The organism is Kushneria sp. EE4 (genome assembly GCF_977968315.1).
Genome location: NZ_OZ386212.1, coordinates 833376 through 853125, shown reverse-complemented (window position 1 = coordinate 853125; position 19750 = coordinate 833376). Strand labels below are relative to the sequence as shown.

At 62.8% G+C, this 19750-nt stretch carries 16 protein-coding genes; 8 read left to right on the top strand and 8 right to left on the bottom strand.

Annotated elements, in window-relative coordinates:
* Positions 1-12 precede the first annotated feature (12 nt).
* Positions 13-579, top strand: coding sequence for a ribosome biogenesis factor YjgA (gene yjgA, locus ACXMYO_RS03830; protein ID WP_438766939.1), 567 nt, complete (start codon positions 13-15; stop codon positions 577-579).
* A gap of 20 nt (positions 580-599) precedes the next feature.
* Here the strand turns inward: yjgA and tldD are convergent, their stop codons facing one another.
* From tldD to ACXMYO_RS03795, 7 genes are all read right to left on the bottom strand, one after another.
* Positions 600-2057: a metalloprotease TldD gene (gene tldD, locus ACXMYO_RS03825; RefSeq protein WP_457809469.1), complete on the bottom strand. Its 1458-nt coding sequence runs from the start codon at positions 2055-2057 to the stop codon at positions 600-602.
* 5 nt (positions 2058-2062) lie between these two features.
* A complete protein-coding gene (locus ACXMYO_RS03820; RefSeq protein ID WP_457807866.1) occupies positions 2063-5938 on the bottom strand; it encodes a YhdP family phospholipid transporter in 3876 nt (1291 codons plus the stop codon).
* A 2-nt stretch (positions 5939-5940) separates the two neighbouring features.
* Complete coding sequence (gene rng, locus ACXMYO_RS03815; protein WP_438766935.1) at positions 5941-7401, bottom strand: ribonuclease G; 1461 nt, start codon at positions 7399-7401, stop codon at positions 5941-5943.
* Positions 7398-8012 carry a Maf family protein gene (locus ACXMYO_RS03810; RefSeq protein ID WP_457807865.1) on the bottom strand — a complete coding sequence of 205 codons (615 nt, stop codon included), beginning with the start codon at positions 8010-8012 and terminating at the stop codon, positions 7398-7400. The genes rng and ACXMYO_RS03810 overlap by 4 nt, the downstream gene beginning before the upstream one ends.
* An 84-nt stretch (positions 8013-8096) precedes the next feature.
* The gene (mreD, locus tag ACXMYO_RS03805; protein WP_438766931.1) at positions 8097-8573 is read right to left on the bottom strand and encodes a rod shape-determining protein MreD; all 477 of its coding nucleotides are present in this window, start codon (positions 8571-8573) and stop codon (positions 8097-8099) included.
* Positions 8570-9481, bottom strand: a complete 912-nt coding sequence (gene mreC, locus ACXMYO_RS03800) for a rod shape-determining protein MreC (protein WP_457809468.1) — start codon at positions 9479-9481, stop codon at positions 8570-8572. The genes mreD and mreC overlap by 4 nt, the downstream gene beginning before the upstream one ends.
* A 57-nt stretch (positions 9482-9538) precedes the next feature.
* Positions 9539-10576 carry a rod shape-determining protein MreB gene (locus ACXMYO_RS03795; protein ID WP_438766927.1) on the bottom strand — a complete coding sequence of 346 codons (1038 nt, stop codon included), beginning with the start codon at positions 10574-10576 and terminating at the stop codon, positions 9539-9541.
* A gap of 223 nt (positions 10577-10799) precedes the next feature.
* Here ACXMYO_RS03795 and gatC point away from each other — a divergent pair, with 223 nt between their 5' ends.
* The 3 genes from gatC (at position 10800) to gatB (ending at position 14085) form a co-directional block, all read left to right on the top strand.
* Positions 10800-11087, top strand: coding sequence for an Asp-tRNA(Asn)/Glu-tRNA(Gln) amidotransferase subunit GatC (gene gatC, locus ACXMYO_RS03790; protein WP_438766925.1), 288 nt, complete (start codon positions 10800-10802; stop codon positions 11085-11087).
* An 87-nt stretch (positions 11088-11174) separates the two neighbouring features.
* Entirely contained in the window at positions 11175-12626 is a 1452-nt protein-coding gene (gene gatA / locus ACXMYO_RS03785) for an Asp-tRNA(Asn)/Glu-tRNA(Gln) amidotransferase subunit GatA (RefSeq protein ID WP_457807864.1), read from the top strand.
* Between the two features lie 4 nt (positions 12627-12630).
* Positions 12631-14085, top strand: a complete 1455-nt coding sequence (gene gatB, locus ACXMYO_RS03780; RefSeq protein ID WP_457807863.1) for an Asp-tRNA(Asn)/Glu-tRNA(Gln) amidotransferase subunit GatB — start codon at positions 12631-12633, stop codon at positions 14083-14085.
* 128 nt (positions 14086-14213) lie between these two features.
* On the opposite strand, the gene ACXMYO_RS03775 is transcribed toward gatB, so the two are convergent.
* Positions 14214-14912 (bottom strand): SDR family oxidoreductase, encoded by a 699-nt coding sequence (locus ACXMYO_RS03775; protein WP_457807862.1) that lies wholly within the window; start codon positions 14910-14912, stop codon positions 14214-14216.
* 297 nt (positions 14913-15209) lie between these two features.
* Here ACXMYO_RS03775 and ACXMYO_RS03770 point away from each other — a divergent pair, with 297 nt between their 5' ends.
* The 4 genes from ACXMYO_RS03770 to ACXMYO_RS03755 are packed head-to-tail and all read left to right on the top strand — an operon-like array spanning position 15210 to position 19661.
* Positions 15210-16130 (top strand): polyprenyl synthetase family protein, encoded by a 921-nt coding sequence (locus ACXMYO_RS03770; protein ID WP_457807861.1) that lies wholly within the window; start codon positions 15210-15212, stop codon positions 16128-16130.
* The gene (crtI, locus tag ACXMYO_RS03765) at positions 16127-17596 is read left to right on the top strand and encodes a phytoene desaturase family protein (RefSeq protein ID WP_457807860.1); all 1470 of its coding nucleotides are present in this window, start codon (positions 16127-16129) and stop codon (positions 17594-17596) included. The genes ACXMYO_RS03770 and crtI overlap by 4 nt, the downstream gene beginning before the upstream one ends.
* Complete coding sequence (locus tag ACXMYO_RS03760; RefSeq protein ID WP_457807859.1) at positions 17593-18525, top strand: phytoene/squalene synthase family protein; 933 nt, start codon at positions 17593-17595, stop codon at positions 18523-18525. Before crtI ends, ACXMYO_RS03760 begins: the two co-directional genes overlap by 4 nt.
* On the top strand, positions 18522-19661 hold the full coding sequence (locus ACXMYO_RS03755; protein WP_457807858.1) for a lycopene cyclase family protein: 1140 nt from the start codon (positions 18522-18524) through the stop codon (positions 19659-19661). The genes ACXMYO_RS03760 and ACXMYO_RS03755 overlap by 4 nt, the downstream gene beginning before the upstream one ends.
* Positions 19662-19750 lie beyond the last annotated feature (89 nt).

The window sequence follows — 19750 nt, the reverse complement described above, 5'->3', positions numbered from 1 at the left end:
CGGAGCTTTTGCATGTCGCCACGAAAAAAATCACGCGCCCCCTCCGTAGAGGAGACGCCTTCTGACACCGACAGCCCGCATGATGCGTTTCATCATGACAACGGCCGTCCCAACAAGACCCGCCTGAAACAGGAAGCGCAGGATCTCAAGGAGCTCGGCGAGCAGATCATTGCCCTGTCCGACAAAGAGCGTGCGCGCCTGCCGCTATCCGATGATCTGCTGGCCGCCATCGACGAAACCCGGCGTATCACTTCCCGCGAAGCCCGGCGCCGCCACATGCAGTATGTCGGCAAGATCATGCGCGCCGAATACCTCGACGAGATTCGCGCCGAATTCGACACCATGGCGCGTGAAAAGCGCCAGCGTGAGCTCGGCTTTCATCACCTGGAGCAGTGGCGCGACCGCCTGATCGACGGCGACAGCGACACCCTGACCGCCTTTGTCAACGAATACCCGGACGTGGATCGTCAGACGCTGGGCCAGCTGGTTCGCAACGCCCGGGCCGAACGCGCCGCCGACAAGCCACCGGCCAGCGCCCGCAAGCTTTTCCGCCTGATTCGCGATACCGCCGGGCTGTAAGTCCTGATCGGCCGGCCGTTTTAACCGGCCGTGCCGCCGATCGTCATGGCATCGAGTTTCAGGGTGGGCTGTCCGACGCCGACAGGCACGGACTGCCCTTCCTTGCCGCACACGCCCACCCCGGTATCAAGTGCCAGATCGTTGCCGATCATCGAGATGCGCCCCATCGATTCAGGGCCATTACCGATCAGGGTGGCCCCGCGTACCGGCGTGGTGATTTTGCCGTTTTCGATCAGATAGGCCTCGCTTGCCGAGAAGACAAAGCGGCCCGAGGTAATATCCACCTGCCCGCCGCCAAAGCTTGCTGCGTAAATGCCGTGATCGACCGAGGCAATGATCTCTTCGGGGTCGTGCGCCCCGGCAAGCATATAGGTATTGGTCATGCGGGGCATGGGCAGGTGGGCATAGGACTCGCGCCGCCCGTTGCCGGTCGGCGCCATGCCCATCAGTCGCGCATTGAGCCGGTCCTGCATGTAGCCGGTCAAAATGCCATCCTCGATCAGCGGCGTGTACTGCCCGGGCGTGCCTTCATCGTCCACGCTCAGCGAGCCTCGACCGCCCTCACAGGTGGCATCATCCACCACGGTGACACCGCGCGCCGCCACCTGCTCGCCGATTCGACCGCTGAACGCCGAGCTGCCGTGGCGGTTGAAATCGCCTTCAAGACCGTGTCCGACCGCCTCGTGCAGCAGCACGCCCGGCCAGCCGTTGGCCAGCACGACCGGCAGCTGTCCGGCCGGCGCATCGATCGCCTCCAGATTGACCAGCGCCTGACGAACGGCCTCGCGGGCGTAGCGGTCGGCCACGTCATCGCGCATGAACTGCGTCAGCGAGAAGCGACCACCTCCGCCGGCGCTGCCGCGCTCGCGGCGACCGTCACGCACGGCAATGACCGAGACGTTAAAGCGTACCAGCGGACGCAGGTCCAGTGCCTGGGTGCCGTCGCTGTTTTGCACCATGATGGCCTCATAGGAGGCGCTCAGCGAAACGCTTACTCGCGTTACCGCCGGATCCGCCGCGCGCGCAATCCGGTCGGCGCGCTGGAGCATGGCCACCTTGTCATCAGCGCCCAGTGACGCCAGCGGATTATCGCTGTCGTAACGCGCGGCCGCCGATACCGGCGCACCGACCGCCACCGGCGGTGTGCGCTGCCCGGCGCGCACGATCAGCGACGCGGTATGCGCCGTGCTGGCAATGGCCTCACGGCTGAGCTGATTGGAGTAGGCAAACCCGGTCTGCTCCAGGTGCTGCGCGCGAATGCCCAGCCCGCTGTCGATGCTGTAGCCGGCCTCCTTGACCTCGCCGTCTTCCAGCGACCAGGACTCGCGCCAGCTGCGCTGTAAAAAGATATCGGCAAAATCGATGCCCGGCCCCATGGCCGTTTCAAGCCCCTGATAAAGCGCGGCATCGTCGAGGCCGTGCGCGTCGAGCAGCAGGGCACGGGCGTGATCCGATCGAGTACTCGAATAGGATGGCATTGTCATCAGCGCGTATGCTCCAGCTTGACCTGTGGCGTCTCCCAGGGACCCGCCACGTGATAATGAACCTGCGATACCCGGTCGAACCAGGGCTCGAACAGCTTGTGTAGAAGATAAAGCACACCGCCCACCTGAGGCGCGCCCACCAGTACCGCCGCCAGAGGCAGATTCTGGGACACCGGCACGGTCAGGCCCAGATGGGCATCCAGCGTGCGGGCCGGGATATCCACCTGCCCGCCCGCCGAAAACCGGGTCGCGGAGCCGTCAAAGACCACCGGCTCCACTGTGCGCACCACGCCCTCATGCAGCGTTGTGCGGGCCTTGACCGATTTAAAGGCGATCCCGGAGCGGGTCACATCGGAGAAATTGAGCTGAAGGCGCTGCATCAGATTGTCCAGGTTCAAAAGCGATAGCAGATTGGCCCAGCGCGATTGAACGGCGGTCAGACGGCCGCTGCCCAGATCGGCGTTCACGCTGCCGTTGACGCCTTTGATATCAAACTGCCAGGGCGCGCCCGGCCAGGCCAACTGTGTGTCGAGCCTGCCCCGGTCGGTCTGGAGCACGTTGTTGACGCCAAAGGAGGCCATGGTTTTGCCCAGGTCTCCGGCACTGGCCTCAAGCCGCAACCGGCTGAGGCTGGGCAGACTCCCGGCACGTTCCCATACCAGCTGCCCGTTGGCCTCAAGGTCCTGCATCTCGATTGTCAGGGGCGATATGTCGATACGCTCGCTATCGGAATGCCAGCCACCAGACACCTTCCCCAGCATACGCCCGTCAAGGCGCACCTGATCGACCGTGAACTCGCCATCTCCCAGACTCGCCAGCCCTTCCGGATAGGCCGTCAGCGTTGTTTCCGAAGCCTTGCCCGCAGCATCGGCCGCCTCGCTGCTGCGCCGGGCCTCGGTCATCAGGGGCGTCAGATCCAGCCAGTCGATATGAACGGTCACCGGCAGTGCCGGATTGTCACGCCAGTCGGCCGTACCGCTCAAAAAGGAGCTGTCGACCATGGCGTGCCAGTCATTGCCGCGCACTTCACCCAGCCCGCGGGCGCTGCCAAGACAGGTCACACCGAACAAAACGCAGTCGGTATCCACCGCGATACGCTCGATGGGCGAAATCTTCTGGGAGGGCGCATCGGGGCGCCGGCGACGGCTGTTGTCATCGGCCGTGTCGGAAAGCTGGGAAATGGCCAGCTGCCAGGCCACCAGATCCAGCCGGTCCGCCTGCCAGTTGACCTGCCAGTGATCCTGCTCGGGCCACTCGACGTTCTCGGCGGGCATCTCCTCCAGCCAGACCTGCCCCTGATGGCTGTTGCGCCGCCAGCGAGCACGCACCAGCTCACCGGCCCGCAGTTCACCGGCGCCGCTGCCAACGTCCACATCCAGCGTCAGGGGCAGCGGCGTGTCGGGCGATTTCTGAAACGGCTGAGGCAGCTGCAGCGACAGCCCTTCAAGCGGAGTCTGCACGTGAATCTGTGCCCCCCCCTCGCCCAGCATGATCTGCGCCGTATAGTCGATGGGACCGTGAACGATGGGAATAATGTTCTCAAGGCCCAGCCAGCCCGCCACCCCTTCGGCGTAGCCGCGCCCGGTAATATCGATACCGCCATCCATCAGATTCAGCCGTGCCCTGACAGGCCCCTCGAAAACACGCGCATCCAGCGCGCCGGTAATGCGGCTTTGCTGACGGCGATAGCCGTAATGCACATCACCTTCGATATCGGTCACGGTCAGATCCGACTCTTTCGAATACAGCGTGGCGCCACTCAGCCGACCGTCGCTGTTGATTTTGACGGCTTCGGGGTCCGTGGTCGGCAGCGAGACATTGACCGAACCGATCAGACTACCCCCCGTGCGCCAGGTGTTGAGCGTCTCGCTGAGCGAGTCATCTTCCAGCGGCGCCTTTTGCAACAGCTCAAGCAGGTTGCCGGCATCGCCGGTGACCAGCGCCGAGAGCGTAAATTGCTGGTCATGAAGCGCCGCCTTCGCCCCGCGTGAGACCATGCCCATCAGATTGGCGTGGGTAATATCGGCATCGAAATTGTTGCCTGCCATGGTGAACCGACCATCCAGTCCGGTCACCGGCGGCCAGCCCTCCTGCCAGGTCATGCTGACATTGCGGGCATCCGCCGACACTCTCACCTTGTCTTCATCGGGGGCCTCGGGCCGATCATCGTTGAATACCAGCCGCAGCGCCACGTTGCCATTCGGGATATCGGCGCGATGAATGCGCTTGTCCAGCCAGACGCGCACTTCGGGGTCATCGATGGCATTGACAGGCAGCCACTCGCGCGGCTTGTCGGTGGAGACGCCTTCAAAGGCGACGTTCATGTCAAAGCGCTCCGGCTTGCCCGGCGGCGCCGTCAACGCGAAATCTCCTCGGGCATGCGCCCCTCGGCGCTCAAGCGCGATATCGCTGCCGCCAAAGTGAATCTCGCCATCCTCACCGATATTGAAGGCAAGCGTGCCGCTGACGTTATCAAGCGCCCAGGGCGCGAGAAAGACTTCCGGTAGATTCAGCTCGGTATGGCGTGCGCCAAAATCAAGCCGTGCATCAAGCCCCTCGGCCACCAGCCAGCCATCGATCGGGCCAAACCCGGGGATCTGCTGTACTGGCTGTCCCGAGACACCCCGCAGTGCCGCACGCGTTTCGACAGGCCCACCCTGACGGCGACGAATGGAGAGACCGTCAATACGTCCCTTGAGCGCCATCCCCGCCAGCATCTGGCGGCTTTCGCCGTCCGGCAGCGGCATGAGATCCGAAAGGGCCGTGATATCGTCCAGTGCAAACGCCGTGGTGTTGACGCTGAAATCGGAGAAGTCCTCTGATGCGTCCAGCTCGGCCGCCTCGGGCAACAGGGAAAGCGCCTGGCCATCACGTGCAAGCCCGAGGCGTTCGACGCTGCCGTGCCAGCGACCGCTCGAGGTACGCTCGAGCCCGGCTTCCAGCGTCATGTCGTTGAGCGTAAACACCGCGTCGCGATGCATGCCGGAAAGCGCTGCCCCGTCCAGCGATAGCCGACCGGTCGTCATGTCGCCCTCGTGCCAGCCCAACCATAATGAGGCCTGACCCTGTGCACTCGAAAAAGCGTAGCCGGGCCACAGGGCACTCCAGAGACCGGCCAGGCGGCGAGCCTGCTCGGCATCGGCCTTGAGCTGAAGCCGGCCATCCAGTGGGGTGATGTCATCAAAGCGACCCGCCAGGCCAAAGCCTGCCGCCGCCTCACCCTCCCAGTGCGCCGACGCTGCAAGCGTACGCCCGGTCTGCCGGCTGCCGGCAATGGCCACCCGGTCGATCAAGAGTGAGGAGGTCGTGGCAGAGCTTTCGCCAGAGGCGTCGGACCCCCCCTCTGCCAGACGGGCGTGGAAGTTGATGCGACCATCCCGGAGATCGACGGACTGTCGCATCAGGGTCTCAACCCAGGTCGTCACGCGCTCGGGCGTTATCTCCAAGGCCTCGTCGTTGTCGTCCTGCGATGACGGCCCCCACCCCCACTCGCCCGGCGCGGTTTCATACAGATCGATCGAGACGTCGCGGACATGAAAGGCGGACAGTGTGGGGGCTCGACCGGCCATCAGATCGAACACGTCAAGATTCGCCTTGAGACCGCCCAGTGACATCAGAGAACGCGCGCCCTCGTTGCCGTCGAGATCCAGATTGTTCAGCGCCACGACCAGTTCGCGCCCCTGCAGCTCGAGTCGCAGGTCCTGCCAGCGCACGTGATACTGCGACGGCAGGTCCAGCATCTCGAGAACCTGCTGTTGCAGAGCGGGCTGATTGAGTACGCCCAGGCGCAGCGAGGTCGTCACGACCGCCAGCAGCAGCAGGATGATGGCTGCCAGGGTCAGCAGCCAGCGCGTCAGGATTCGCAGCGAAGACATGATCACATCAGTACGATGTCGTACTGCTCCTGACAATAGTGCTGTTCCACCTGAAACCGGATGGTCTTGCCAATAAAGCTCTCCAGATCAGCCACCGCCGTCGACTCCTCTTCATGCAGTCTGTCTACCACGCGCTGAGCGGCCATGACCAGATACGTCTCCGGCGAATAGGCCCGCTCCTCACGCATGATCTCACGAAAGATTTCATAGCAGACGGTCTCCGGCGTCTTGAGGGTGCCGCGCCCCTTGCAGACGGGACACGGCTGGCACAGCACATGTTCCAGACTCTCGCGGGTTCGCTTGCGCGTCATCTGAACCAGCCCCAGTTCGGTAACTCCCGACAGTCGGGTACGGGCATGGTCACGTTCGAGCGCCTTCTCCAGCACCCGCAGGACCTGGCGCTGGTGGTCGCTGTCGAGCATATCGATGAAATCGATAATGATGATGCCACCCAGGTTGCGCAGGCGAAGCTGTCGGGCAATGGCCGTTGCCGCCTCGAGATTGGTCTTGAAGATGGTCTCCTCAAGATTGCGATGCCCTACAAAGGCGCCGGTATTGACGTCGATGGTGGTCATGGCCTCGGTCTGATCGATGATCAGATAACCGCCGGATTTGAGATCAGCGCGGCGCTCCAGCGCTCGTTGCAGCTCGTCTTCGACCGAGAAGAGATCAAAGATGGGACGCTCTCCGGGATAATACTCGATGCGCGACTCCAGCGACGGCATCAGCTCCCGGGCGAATTCACGCAGGCGATCATGGTTTTCTCTCGAATCGATGCGGATACGCTCGATTCCTTCATGCATGACATCACGCAGTGTCCGGGTCGGCAGTGCCAGATCCTCATAGAGCACGACCGGGGCTTTCGTACCGCGCCGGGCGGCATCAATCTTGCGCCACAGCCTGAGCAGAAACTGCATGTCGGCGGCCAGCGAGGGCTCATCAACGCCTTCGGCGGCCGTGCGGATGATAAACCCGCCCACCAGAGCGTCGCGGGCACTGGCCTGAGCATGAACCATGTTGCGCAGACGCTCGCGCTCGGCGTCACCCTCGATGCGCTGGGACACGCCGACATGGGCCGCCCCGGGCATGTACACCAGATAGCGCGAGGGAATGGAAAGCTGCGTGGTCAAACGGGCGCCCTTGGTGCCCATGGGGTCCTTGATGACCTGAACCACCAGCGACTGCCCCTCATGGACCAGCGTTCGAATCGGCGCGGCCTCCTGTCCGGGATGACCGGCCGGCATCAGCTCGTGGGCGTGAATAAAGGCGGTTCGGCTCTGCCCGATATCGACAAAGGCCGCCTGCATGCCCGGCAGTACGCGCACGACCTTGCCCATGTAGATATTGCTGACGATTCCCCGGCACTGGTCCCGCTCGATCCAGGCCTCCTGGAGCACGCCATTTTCGACCACCGCAACCCGGGTTTCCATGGGCGTCATGTTGATCAGGATTTCACCGCTCACGACGCCTCTCCCTGGGTCAATTCATTACCGGCCAGCCATGGCGCCACGCCCTGACGGGCGAGCAGTTGCGCCGTTTCACAAAGCGGCAGGCCGACGATACCCGACCAGCTCCCCTCGATGCGCGAGACAAACATCGCCCCCCGCCCCTGCAGGGCATAACCACCGGCCTTGTCGCGCCCTTCACCGCTGGCAACATAGGCGCTGATTTCCGTTTCTTCCATCAAGCGAAAATGAACGTCGCTGATGACACAGGCCTCCAACACCCCGGCAGGCCCGGTGACGGCCACGGCACTAATGACCTGATGCGAACGTCCTGACAGGGCGCGAAGCCAGGCCCGGGCATGGTCATCGCTTTCCGGCTTGCCCAGAATCTGCCCGTCCACGGAAAGCGCAGTATCGCCGCCCAGCACGGGCAGTGTCGTGTCAAACGCCTGCTGACCGGCCAGCGCCTTCTCCCGCGCCAGACGCACGACGTAGTCCCGGGGCGGCTCATCAGGGTGTGGGGTTTCATCCAGATCCACCGGAAAGGCATGGGCGATCACACCAAGCGTGGCCAGCAGTTCAAGGCGCCTGGGGGATGCCGAGGCAAGAATCAGATCAGGCGATGACATGGGCATGGGGTATCCGAAAAAGGGGGCTGCAAGGGCGCCCTGATTCACCGAACAACACACTGTCCGGCAGACGCAAACGGGATATCAAAAGGAAGCAAAGCGCCGGCGCACGACCTGCATCAGGGTAAACAGCCAGGGCCATAGCAGGCCACCCAGCAATGCGGCGTAAACAAACTCGAGATGCAGCGGCGAGCCCAGCAAAATGGCGCGCAGCCACTGCTCGAACAGCTGCATCAATGCCAGCACGATCGTAACCAGCATGGCCTGACGCCAGAGTGCATAGATCCGCATGCGCTGATAGAGCAGCAGCGTCAAAAAGGCGATGGTGGCATACAAAAGGGCATTCTCTCCCAGCGGCGTCCCCTGCAGCAGATCGATCAGCATGCCGATCAAAAAACCGTGGAAGACGCCCACCCGGTAGGGCGTGATGATGCACCAGTAGATCAGCACCAGCCCGGTCCAGTTGGGGCGCCACAAAAGCCACTCTTCGGGCAGCGGCATGACCTGAAGAATCAGGGCACACAGAAAGGACAGTGGAATGACTGCGGAATAGCCTTTCATTGACGCGTCTCCTGACGGCTGGCGCGAGCCACCTGAAGGGCCGCGTCCACCGCCTCCTGACTCAACCGATGACGGGTGCGCTTGAGCCGGTCATGGGTAAAGAGCAGCAGGAAATTGCGACTGCGATCGAGCCGGGCGATGGGCAACACCTCCACACTGGCAAAGGGCGTACCAGCATTACGCACAATCCGGTTAACGCGCGCCACCGGGTAGCCTTCCGGGAAACGTCCGGTCAGTCCCGAGGTCACCAGCAGATCCCCTTCACGGATGTCGGTATTGTTGGGCACATTGTCCAGCATCAAACGGCTGGACTGGCCGGCACCGCGAGCGATGAAGCGCAGCCCGTTGCGGTTGATCTGCACGGGCACCGAATGGCTGGCATCAGTAATCAAAAGCACGCGGCTCGAGTAGCGCGACACCGAGATGATCTGACCGACCAGTCCGGCCGAATCCACCACCGGCTGACCGCTGTACACGCCGCTTTGCTGGCCGCGGTCGATGATCATCTGCTGCAAAAAGGGATCGTTGTCCAGCGTCAGCAGTCCCGCCGTAATCCAGGGAATTTCCTGACGCGGCGTCGCTTTTAAAAGCTCGCGCAGCCGGGTGTTTTCCTCGGACAGACTGGCCATGCGCTGGACACGCTGTGACAGGGTCAGGAGTCGCTCGCGAAGCTGGCGATTTTCGTTGACCAGACGGGTCTGATCGCTCAGCGCCAGAGACGCCAGGCTCAGGCCCCGGGCCGGCAGACTGACGATCCACTGAACCGGCGCCACCACGGTCGACACCTGGGCACGCACGTCTTCCATCCAGCTCATGCGCTGGTCGGCAAACATCAAAAAGGACGCCAGAATGACGCAAAGGATCATTCGGTAGCCGGGAATGGGACCGTGCGAAAAAAGCGGTTTGATAGGCTTTCCTCCCGCGAACCGTATGCCGCCGGCGCAAGGCGCCGGCAGCCGCTGACATCAGTCGGTAGACAGCAGTTCGAAGGTGTGCTGATCGATCATTTCAAGCGCCTTGCCACCGCCGCGGGCCACACAGGTCAGCGGGTCTTCGGCAATGATGACCGGCAGGCCGGTCTCTTCGGCAATCAGCTTGTCGATATCGCGCAAAAGACCGCCACCGCCGGTGATGACCAGACCGCGGTCGGCAATATCGGAGGCAAGCTCGGGAGGCGACTGCTCCAGCGCACTCCTGACGACGGCCACGATCGAGGACAGCGGCTCCTGGAGGGCGTCGAGAATCTCGTTGGAGTTCAGGGTAAAGCTGCGCGGCACGCCCTCGGCGAGATTGCGGCCCCGGACATCGATTTCACGCAGTTCACCGCCCGGCCAGGCACAGCCGATCTCTTCCTTGATGCGCTCAGCCGTGGCCTCGCCGATCAGGCTGCCGTAATGGCGACGCACATAGGCCGTAATCGCTTCGTCAAAGCGGTCACCGCCCACCCGCACGGATTCGGAATAGACCACGCCGGAAAGCGAGATGATGGCAATTTCGGTCGTGCCGCCACCGATATCGACCACCATCGAACCGGTGGCCTCCTCGACCGGCAGACCGGCACCGATGGCAGCCGCCATTGGCTCTTCGATCAGAAAGACTTCACGGGCCCCGGCCCCTTCAGCGGACTCCTTGATGGCACGGCGCTCGACCTGCGTGGACATGCAGGGAACACAGACCAGAACCCGGGGGCTGGGCGTTAAAAAGGTGCTTTGATGCACCTTTCGAATAAAATACTGCAGCATTTGTTCGGTGACGGTGAAGTCGGCAATGACGCCGTCCTTCATCGGACGAATGGCGGTGATGTTGCCGGGCGTGCGCCCCAGCATCCGCTTGGCATCAAGGCCGACAGCGGCCACGCTTCTCATGCTGCCGGACTGGCGAATGGCCACGACCGAGGGTTCATCGAGCACGATACCGCGACCACGTACATAAATCAGTGTATTGGCCGTTCCCAGATCGATCGACAGATCACTGGAAAACAACCCCCGTAAACGTTTAAACATGAAAGTCTTTCACCTGGGCCAGACCGGAACTTGTGCGGATGCAAACGGTATCATCGCCGTCATGATGCGGCAAGCAGCCCGCCTGCCATGCCGTCGCTGCTTATGATACCTTCTTCCCACAATGTGGCCTCGCTTCTTTTTGTTGGTTTTATGCAGCCCGATCAGAAGCCGGAGGTCCACGCTTTTGTAATTCAACCCTGCATTGTTCAAAGGTAGAACCGCCATGGCTATTGAACACGCCAATGTTCTGCGCGCAGCACATCTGGCTCGTCTGGGTGTGAGTGACGCCCAGGCCGAACGCTATGTTGATGATCTGTCTCGCATTATGGAGATGGTAGACCGGCTTGCCGAGATCGACACCGACGGCGTGGCGCCGCTGTCCCATCCACTCGACGCCACTCAGCCCCTGCGCGCCGACGAAGCGATCGAGCCCGACCGTCGCGACACCTTCCAGAAAATTGCCCCGGCTACGGCAGACGGTCTGTATCTGGTGCCGCGCGTGGTCGAGTGATCGTCATGACAACGCCTGACCGCTTTGAGATGCGACAGACCGGAAACACTGGCCCGATCAAGGGCAGCCAAGGAGTAACAAGCCCCCATGCATGACAAGACACTTGCCGAACTGGCCCGCGGCCTGGCTGCCGGTGACTTCTCCAGTCGTGAGCTGACGACCTCGCTGCTCGAGCGCATCAAGCGCCTGGACCCGGCGCTCAACAGTTTTATCACCGTCACCGGCGAGCAGGCCCTTGAAGACGCCGATGCCGCCGACGCCCTGCGTCACAAGGGGGAAGCCGGTGTTCTCGGTGGCCTGCCGCTGGCCTACAAGGACATTTTCTGCACCGAGGGCGTGCGCACCAGTGCCGGCTCGAAGATGCTGGACAACTTCATCGCCCCCTACAATGCCACCGTGGTGGAAAAGCTTCGCCACGCCGGTACGGTCAGCCTTGGCAAGACCAACATGGATGAGTTCGCCATGGGCTCTTCCAACGAAAACAGCTACTACGGTCCGGTCAAAAACCCCTGGAATCCGACGCTAGTCCCCGGCGGCTCCTCCGGCGGCAGTGCCGCGGCCGTGGCGGCAGGCCTCGTTCCGGCCGCGCTGGGCACCGACACCGGTGGCTCGATCCGCCAGCCGGCGGCGTTTTGCGGCATTACCGGACTCAAGCCCACCTACGGACGCATCTCGCGCTACGGCATGATCGCCTACGCCTCGAGCCTGGATCAGGCCGGCCCCATGGCCCGCACGGCAGAAGACTGCGCCATGCTCATGAACGCCATGGCCGGCCATGACGTGCGCGATTCAACCAGCGTCTCGCGCAACGTGCCCGACTACACCCAGGGGCTGGACAAGCCCCTCAACGGCCTCAAGATCGGCCTGCCGGTGGAGTATTTCGGTGAAGGTCTGGCCCCCGAGGTCGAAACGGCCATTCGCGACGCGGTGAAGGTCTACGAATCTCTCGGCGCGCAGGTCATCGATGTCAGTCTGCCCCATACCCGTCTGGCGATTCCGGCCTATTACGTCATCGCGCCGGCCGAGGCCTCCTCCAACCTGTCACGCTTTGATGGCGTGCGTTTTGGTCACCGCTGTGATGATCCGGTCGATCTCGAGGATCTTTACAAGCGCACCCGCGCCGAAGGCTTTGGCGATGAGGTCAAGCGACGCATCCTGATCGGCACGCACACTCTCTCGGAAGGCTTTTTCGATGCCTACTACCGCAAGGCGCAGCAGATCCGTCGACTGATTCGTCAGGACTTTATCGACGCCTTTGGACGGGTGGATGTGCTGATGGGCCCGGCGGCGCCGACCACCGCTTTTGAACTGGGTGCCAAGGCCGACCCGGTGCAGATGTATCTACAGGACATCTACACCATCGCCATCAACCTGGCCGGCATTCCCGGTATCAGTGTGCCGGCTGGTCTGGTCGACAACCGCCCGGTCGGGCTTCAGATTCTGGGGCCGCACTTCAGTGAAGCGCACCTTCTTAACGTGGCGCACGCCTATCAGCAGGCCACCGACTGGCATCAGCGCCGGCCCGAGATCAAGGAGTAACAACATGCAGTGGGAAGTCGTGATCGGGCTTGAAGTCCACGTGCAGCTGTCGACCTGCTCGAAAATCTTTTCCGGCGCCTCGACGGCCTTCGGCGCCGAGGCCAACACCCAGGCCTGCGGCATCGACCTGGGCCTGCCGGGCACGCTGCCGGTGCTCAACGAAAATGCCGTGGCCATGGCAGTACGCTTTGGCCTGGCGATCAATGCCGAGATCCCCGAATACTCGGTGTTCGAGCGCAAGAACTATTTCTACCCGGACCTGCCCAAGGGCTACCAGACCAGCCAGATGGCGCACCCGGTCGTCGGGCGTGGCGAGGTCGACATCACCCTGGGCGATGGCACCATCAAGACCGTGCGTATCCATCATGCCCACATGGAAGAGGATGCCGGCAAATCGCTGCACGAAGACTACAGCGGCATGACCGGCATCGACCTCAACCGCGCCGGCACGCCGCTTCTGGAGATCGTCTCCGAACCCGACATGCACAGCGCCGAGGAAGCGTCCGCCTACATCCGCGCCATTCACGCCATCGTGACCTATCTGGGTATCTCCGATGGCAACATGGCTGAGGGCTCGATGCGCTGCGACGTCAACGTCTCCCTGCGGCCGAAGGGGCAGGAGAAGCTCGGCACTCGCGCCGAGATCAAGAACGTCAACTCCTTCCGCTTTGTCGAGCGTGCCATTGCCTTCGAGATCGAGCGTCAAAGCGAGATTCTCGAGGAAGGCGGCGTCGTCGTGCAGGAAACGCGTCTCTACAACCCGGATCTGGACGAGACCCGTTCGATGCGGACCAAGGAGGAAGCCAACGACTATCGCTACTTCCCCTGCCCCGACCTGCTGCCCCTGATGCTCGATGAGGCCTATATCGAGCATCAGCGCTCGCTGCTGCCGGAGCTGCCCAGCGAAAAGCGCCAGCGCTTTGTCGATGCTCTGGGCCTGTCGCCCTATGACGCCGACGTGCTCACCGGGTCACGAGCGCTGGCCGAGTATTTCGAAGCCGTGCACGGCCACTGCAGCGATGCCAAGCTGGCCGCCAACTGGGTCCAGGGCGATCTGCTCGGCCGGCTTAATCGTGACGGCCTTGATATCACCGAAAGCCCGGTCAGCGCCGAGCAGCTCGGCGGCCTTTTGAGGCGTCTGGCGGATGACACCATCAACGGCAAGGCTGCCAAGCAGGTCTTTGCCGATCTGTGGGAGCGCAAGGGTGAGACGGCCGATGAGATCATCGAGTCCCGCGGTCTCAAGCAGGTCACCGATACCGGTGCGATCGAATCGCTGTGTGATCAGGTGATTGCCGACAACCCGGTGCAGGTCACCCAGTATCGCGAAGCAACCGAGGACAAGCGCGGCAAGATGATCGGCTTTTTCGTCGGCCAGGTCATGAAGGCCTCGCGCGGTACGGCCAACCCGCCGCAGGTCAACGCCATGCTCACGGAAAAGCTCGACGCGCTGCTGTAATCACGTACTGTCAGCAACGAAACGTATGTAAGCGAAACACGTATGTGAGTACCAAAAGGGGACGCCAGCTGGCGTCCCCTTTTTTTATGGCCTGGCGCTTATACCCACACAGCCCTGCTGCCCGACGCTTACTCCTCGATCGGTGGTGTCGGCAGAATGCACATGTCGTGCACTTCCACGTGCCCGGGCTGGGTCAATGCAAAGACCACCGAACGGGCGATATCGTCCGGCGTCAGGGCATTGTCCTGCGGCTCGTCGAAAAAGGGCGTATCCACCACGCCCGGCTCGATCAGCGTGACGCGCATGCCGCTGCCCTTGACCTCCTCGCGCAGGTTATAGGCCATGCTCTGGACGGCGCTTTTGGTGGCGCCGTAAAACGAGCCCGGCATGACCCGGCGCCCGGCAACGGAGCCCGTGATCAGCACGTGCCCGCGGCTTTTTTTCAGCTCGGCCATGGCCGCGCGCACCGTCAGTGCCGGGCCCAGCACATTGGTCAAGAGCACCTCGCGCCACTCTTCCGGGTCGCTGCCGCCATAGCCACGCCCTTCAAGGCCGCGACCGGCGTTGGCAAAAACCGCATCCAGACTGCCAAAACGCGCAACGACCGAGGCCACCAGCTGCTCTTGGTCCTCCCACGACTGCACGTTGCAGGTAAAGGCCGCCGACTGAACGCCGTATTCCTGCTCCAGCGTCTCCGCCAGCGTTTCAAGGCGCTTCGTGCTGCGTGCCGCCAGTGCCACGTTGTAACCGGCCTCGGCCGCATGGCGGGCACAGGCTTCACCGATGCCGCTTGATGCGCCCGTAATCAAAAGCGTTGGGTTGGCCATTGCTGCCTCCTGTGTGTTCAGGTCGATATGACCCGGCTGTCGTATCATGTGCCCTGAGTCTGGCAAGACGGATGTCACTGCGCCACCCTGAAAAAGCACGGAGCTGTGTACGACAGGTGCAGGAAAAGCCATCGGTCATGACCCGCGACCATGACAGCCGCGATGATTTTCAGCTATCCTGGAGTAACCCGTTTTATTGCTCTGAATCAATCAATGCACTGGCGTTCGTCCTTGAACCGTCAGGTGACTATAAACATGGATGTCGGTCGCAACCGCGCGTCAGACAAGGAGAGATTCATGACCGGCCTGACGTCTCCGATCGTCGAACGCCAACCCGTACAGGACGCCCCCAGCGCCGACCTCAACAGCGACATTCATGCCACTCTGACCCGGGCGCTGAAAGACGACGGGCAGCAGGGCATGATTTCTGATGCCATCAATCACCATCTTGGCGCTGCCGGCGGCTATCTGCGTGCGCGTCTGGGCTATCACACCGGCCGCGCGCTGGGCCTTGATCACGACTCCGCGCTGACCTGCGCCTGCATCAGCGAGCTTTTGCACAACGCCTCTCTGGTTCACGACGACGTGCTCGATCACGACAGCATGCGTCGCGGCCAGCAAAGCGTGTGGCGGGCCTGGAACGAAGGCGTGGCGATCTGTCTGGGCGATCTGTTCATTTCTGCAGCTTATGGTTTGATGGCAGATCTTGCGGCCCATGCCAGGCATCTGCCCGCGCTGTTGTCCTGCGTGCATCACCACGTGCAGACCACCATCTACGGTCAGGCCGAATGCTTTAGCCTGGCACTGGCTCCAGAGGCCGATTTCGAGCAGTGCAGCCAGGCCGCCTGCGGCAAGTCCGGCCCACTCTTTGCGCTGGCGCTTGAAGCGCCTCTGCTGCTGACCGGCCATGACGGCGCCGTCCACAATGCCCGACAGGCCGCGCTGTTGTTTGCCACGATCTACCAGCTCATCGACGATATCGAGGATTTTGACAGCGACATGATCGACCAACACCAGGGGGCCTGTAATATGCTTCATGCCCTGAGCCGCCGCGGTGATGCCGCCCCCATGGCCTCGGCGCTGGAGTACGGTCGCCGCCTTCTGGCCCGAACGCGCCAGCTGGCGGACACCCTGCCAGAGGGCTGCGGTCAGGCCCTGATGGATGAATCGCATCAACTCGAGGAGAAACTGATGAGCGTGACGGGTGAGACCTCATGAGCCGCGCTCTGGTCATCGGCGGTGGCTTTGGCGGCATGGCCGCCGCCCTGCGAGCCCGCAAAAAGGGCTATGATGTGACGCTCATCGAGCGCTGCGAGCAGCTGGGCGGTCGCGCTCAGGTCTTTACCGACCAGGGGTTTCGCTTTGATGCCGGCCCCACCGTCATCACTGCCCCCTTTCTGTTCGAGGAGCTTTTCGAGCTGTTCGGCAAGCGACTGGAAGACTATGTCGAGATGGTCGCGCTGGATATCTGGTATCAGTTCTACTTTCAGGACGGGCGCACTTTCGACTACGGCACCGACATGTCGGCCACGCTTGCCAGCATCCGTGGTTTCAACGAGCGCGATGTCCAGGGCTATCAAAATCTCCTGAAAACCTCGAAGGAGATATTTGAGATCGGCTTTGACCAGCTTGCCGACCGCCCCTTTCATCAGTTCTCGACCATGGCCGCGCAGATTCCGGCCCTGCTCAGACTGAAAAGCTATCGCTCGGTGTGGCAGATGGTCTGCGCCCACATCGAGGACGACAGCCTGCGTCAGGCCTTCTCGATCCCGCCGCTGCTGGTGGGGGGCAATCCTTTTCGCACCACCAGCATCTACGGCCTGATCCCCTGGCTTGAGCGCAAATGGGGTGTGCACTTCCCCATGGGCGGCACCGGCGCGCTGGTCGCCGCGCTGGAAAAGCTCATGCGCGATGTGGGCATCACCATCGAGACCGGCACCACGGTCAAACGTATCCTGAGCGAGCACGGCCGCGCCAACGGCGTGGAACTCGAAAGCGGCGAGAAGTTGCCGGCCGATGCTGTTATCAGCAACGCCGATGCCGCGCACCTGTATACCAATATGGTGGATCAGGTCTCGACCAGCGCGAAGCTGAAACTCGCCGGCGCGCGCTACTCGATGGGGCTTTTCGTGCTCTATGTGGGGACCAAACGGCAGTTCCCTCAGGCCGAGCATCACACCATCTGGATGGGCCAGCGCTACCGCGAGCTTTTGGAAGACATCTTCGAGCACCGTGTGCTGGCCAACGACTTCTCTCTCTATGCTCACCGCCCGACGGCCACCGATCCTTCCTTTGCCCCACCCGGCTGCGACTCGTTTTATATCCTCGCGCCGGTGCCCAACCTGCAGGGCGATGTGGACTGGTCGCGTGAAGGCGACAGGCTCGGTGATGCCATCATCGATGCGCTGGATCGCACCACTTTGCCGGGCTTTCGTGACTCGATCGTCACCCGCTTTCACATGACGCCAAAAGATTTCAGCGAGCGCTATCTGTCGATGCACGGCACCGGCTTCTCGATCGCGCCCATCTTTCGTCAGTCGGCCTGGTTTCGCTTTCACAACAAAAGCGAGGTGCTGGACAATCTGTACCTCACCGGCGCCGGCACCCATCCGGGCGCGGGCCTGCCGGGCGTACTATCCAGCGCTCGCGTGGTCGATCACCTGCTGCCGGAGGCCGGTTCGTGACGGCACAGCCCGACACCGCCGAGGCCATTCTGGCGCGTCACGGCAAGTCGTTTCGCTTTGCCAGCTACTTCATGGAGCGCGATGACGCCCACGACGCCGCGCTGTTGTACATGGTCTGTCGCGAGCTGGATGACCTGGCCGATCAGGACATGCCCACCGAGGCGGAAAACGCGGATGCCCACCGCCGTTTAATGGCCATTCGCGGTGAGCTGCTGGCCGGCGCCGGCAGTGACCCGCTCACGCAGGTACTGATCGATCTGCAAACGCGCCGCGGCCTGGACACGCGCGCCGCTGTCGCGCTGATCGATGCCCTGATCGAGGACGTTCGCACCCCGGCTCTGATCCAGGATGAGCGTGATCTGATGCGCTACTGCTACGGCGTGGCCGGCGCCGTGGGCGTTTTGATGTGCCCGGTGGTGGGCGCCGATGACAGCGCTGTTCCACACGGCATCGATCTGGGCCTGGCCATGCAGATGACCAATATCGCCCGCGACGTGCGCGAGGATGCCGACATGGGCCGGCGCTATCTGCCGGCCGAGTGGATCGGTCATCTGGGCCCGGAAGAGATTGCCCGCGCCGATGAAGGGCAGCGCGAGCAGGTAGCCCGCGCCATTGATCGCCTGCTGACCCGCGCCGAGGCCTACTACGCCAGCGCCGCGGACGGCTTTAATCGCATCCCCGGCAAAAACCGCCGCGCCATTGCGGTCGCCGCCGATGTCTATCGCGCCATCGGCTTTCGCCTGCGCCGTGAACGCCTTGCCTGGTGGCAGGGTCGCGTGCATGTGCCCCTGCCCGGCAAGATGTGGCTCGCCACCCGCCGCCTGAGCGGCCGGGGGGCTATCAAGGGCAGCGATCGCCAGCGCCATGACGCCGATCTTCATCATCACATCGCCGATCTGCCCGGCGCCCACGGCTCTGATAACGCATGAGCACCGGCGAGGCGTTTGATCTCGTCATTCTCGGCGGCGGCTGCGCCGGGCTGAGCCTCGCCTATCGACTGGCACAACATGACCAGCCGCCACGTACGCTGATCATCGATCCCCGCGGTGAGTACACCAACGACCGCACCTGGTGTGGCTGGCCGGTCACGGCGCACCCCTTTCAGGACGACGTTTGCGCCCGCTGGCACGCCCTGACGCTGCACACCGATCAGGCCAGCACCACCGTTGAAAGCCACCGCTACCCCTATGAGATGCTCGAAGCCGAGCGCTTTTATACCCGAACGCTTGCGGCCATCAACGCCCATCCGGATATCACGAGACATCAGGGCCGTGTCATCGAGGTCGAGGATCGCGACGACGGCGTCAGCATCATCCTGGAAAGCGGCGAAACGGTTCAGGCGCGTTTCGGTGTGGATACCCGTCCGCACCCGAAGCCGCTCACCTCGCCCTGGCTGTGGCAGGATTTTGCCGGTATCAACGTCCGGGCCGACAACATGCCTCAAAGCGCCGAGCTGATGGATTTTCGCGTCGGCACCGACCCACGTGCCGGCATCGATTTTCTCTACGTGCTGCCCTACGCTCCGGATCAAGCGCTTTTTGAGTGGACCCGCTTCGGGTGCCCGCCGACCGACCCGGCCACGCTGGAACGCACGCTGGAAGATCATCTGGAGGTGCGTTTTGGCGCGGGTTGCTGGCAGGCCCTGCGCCGCGAGACCGGCACGCTGCCCATGGCCCCGCCAACCCGCACGGCGGGCCGTTCAATGGTGGTGGCCGGTGCCTACGGTGGCAGTATGCGCGCCGCCACCGGCTACGCTTTCCACGCCATTCAGCGCTGGGCCGATGACTGTGCAGACGCCCTGACCAGGGGCCAGCCCCCGGTGAGCGCCCGGCCGGGACGCGTGCTGGCGCATCTGGACCGCATCTTCATGAGCACGCTGGAACGCCACCCCGAGCGTGCCCCCGGGTTTTATCAGCTGCTGTTCGAGAAAGCCCCCACCGACTGCCTGATCCGCTTTTTAAGCGGTGTCCCCAGTGCGCGCGATACGCTGTCGGTGATGAATGCGCTGCCGTGGGGGCCGCTGATCAAAAGCACGATACGCCATGCCCTGCCGCATAAAACGTGATTTTCGAGCAGACTATCCTGACCATCTGCTGCGAGTGGCACTGCAATTTTCAATGCGCTTGCGTACTATCACCTGATATTCCCAGCCCT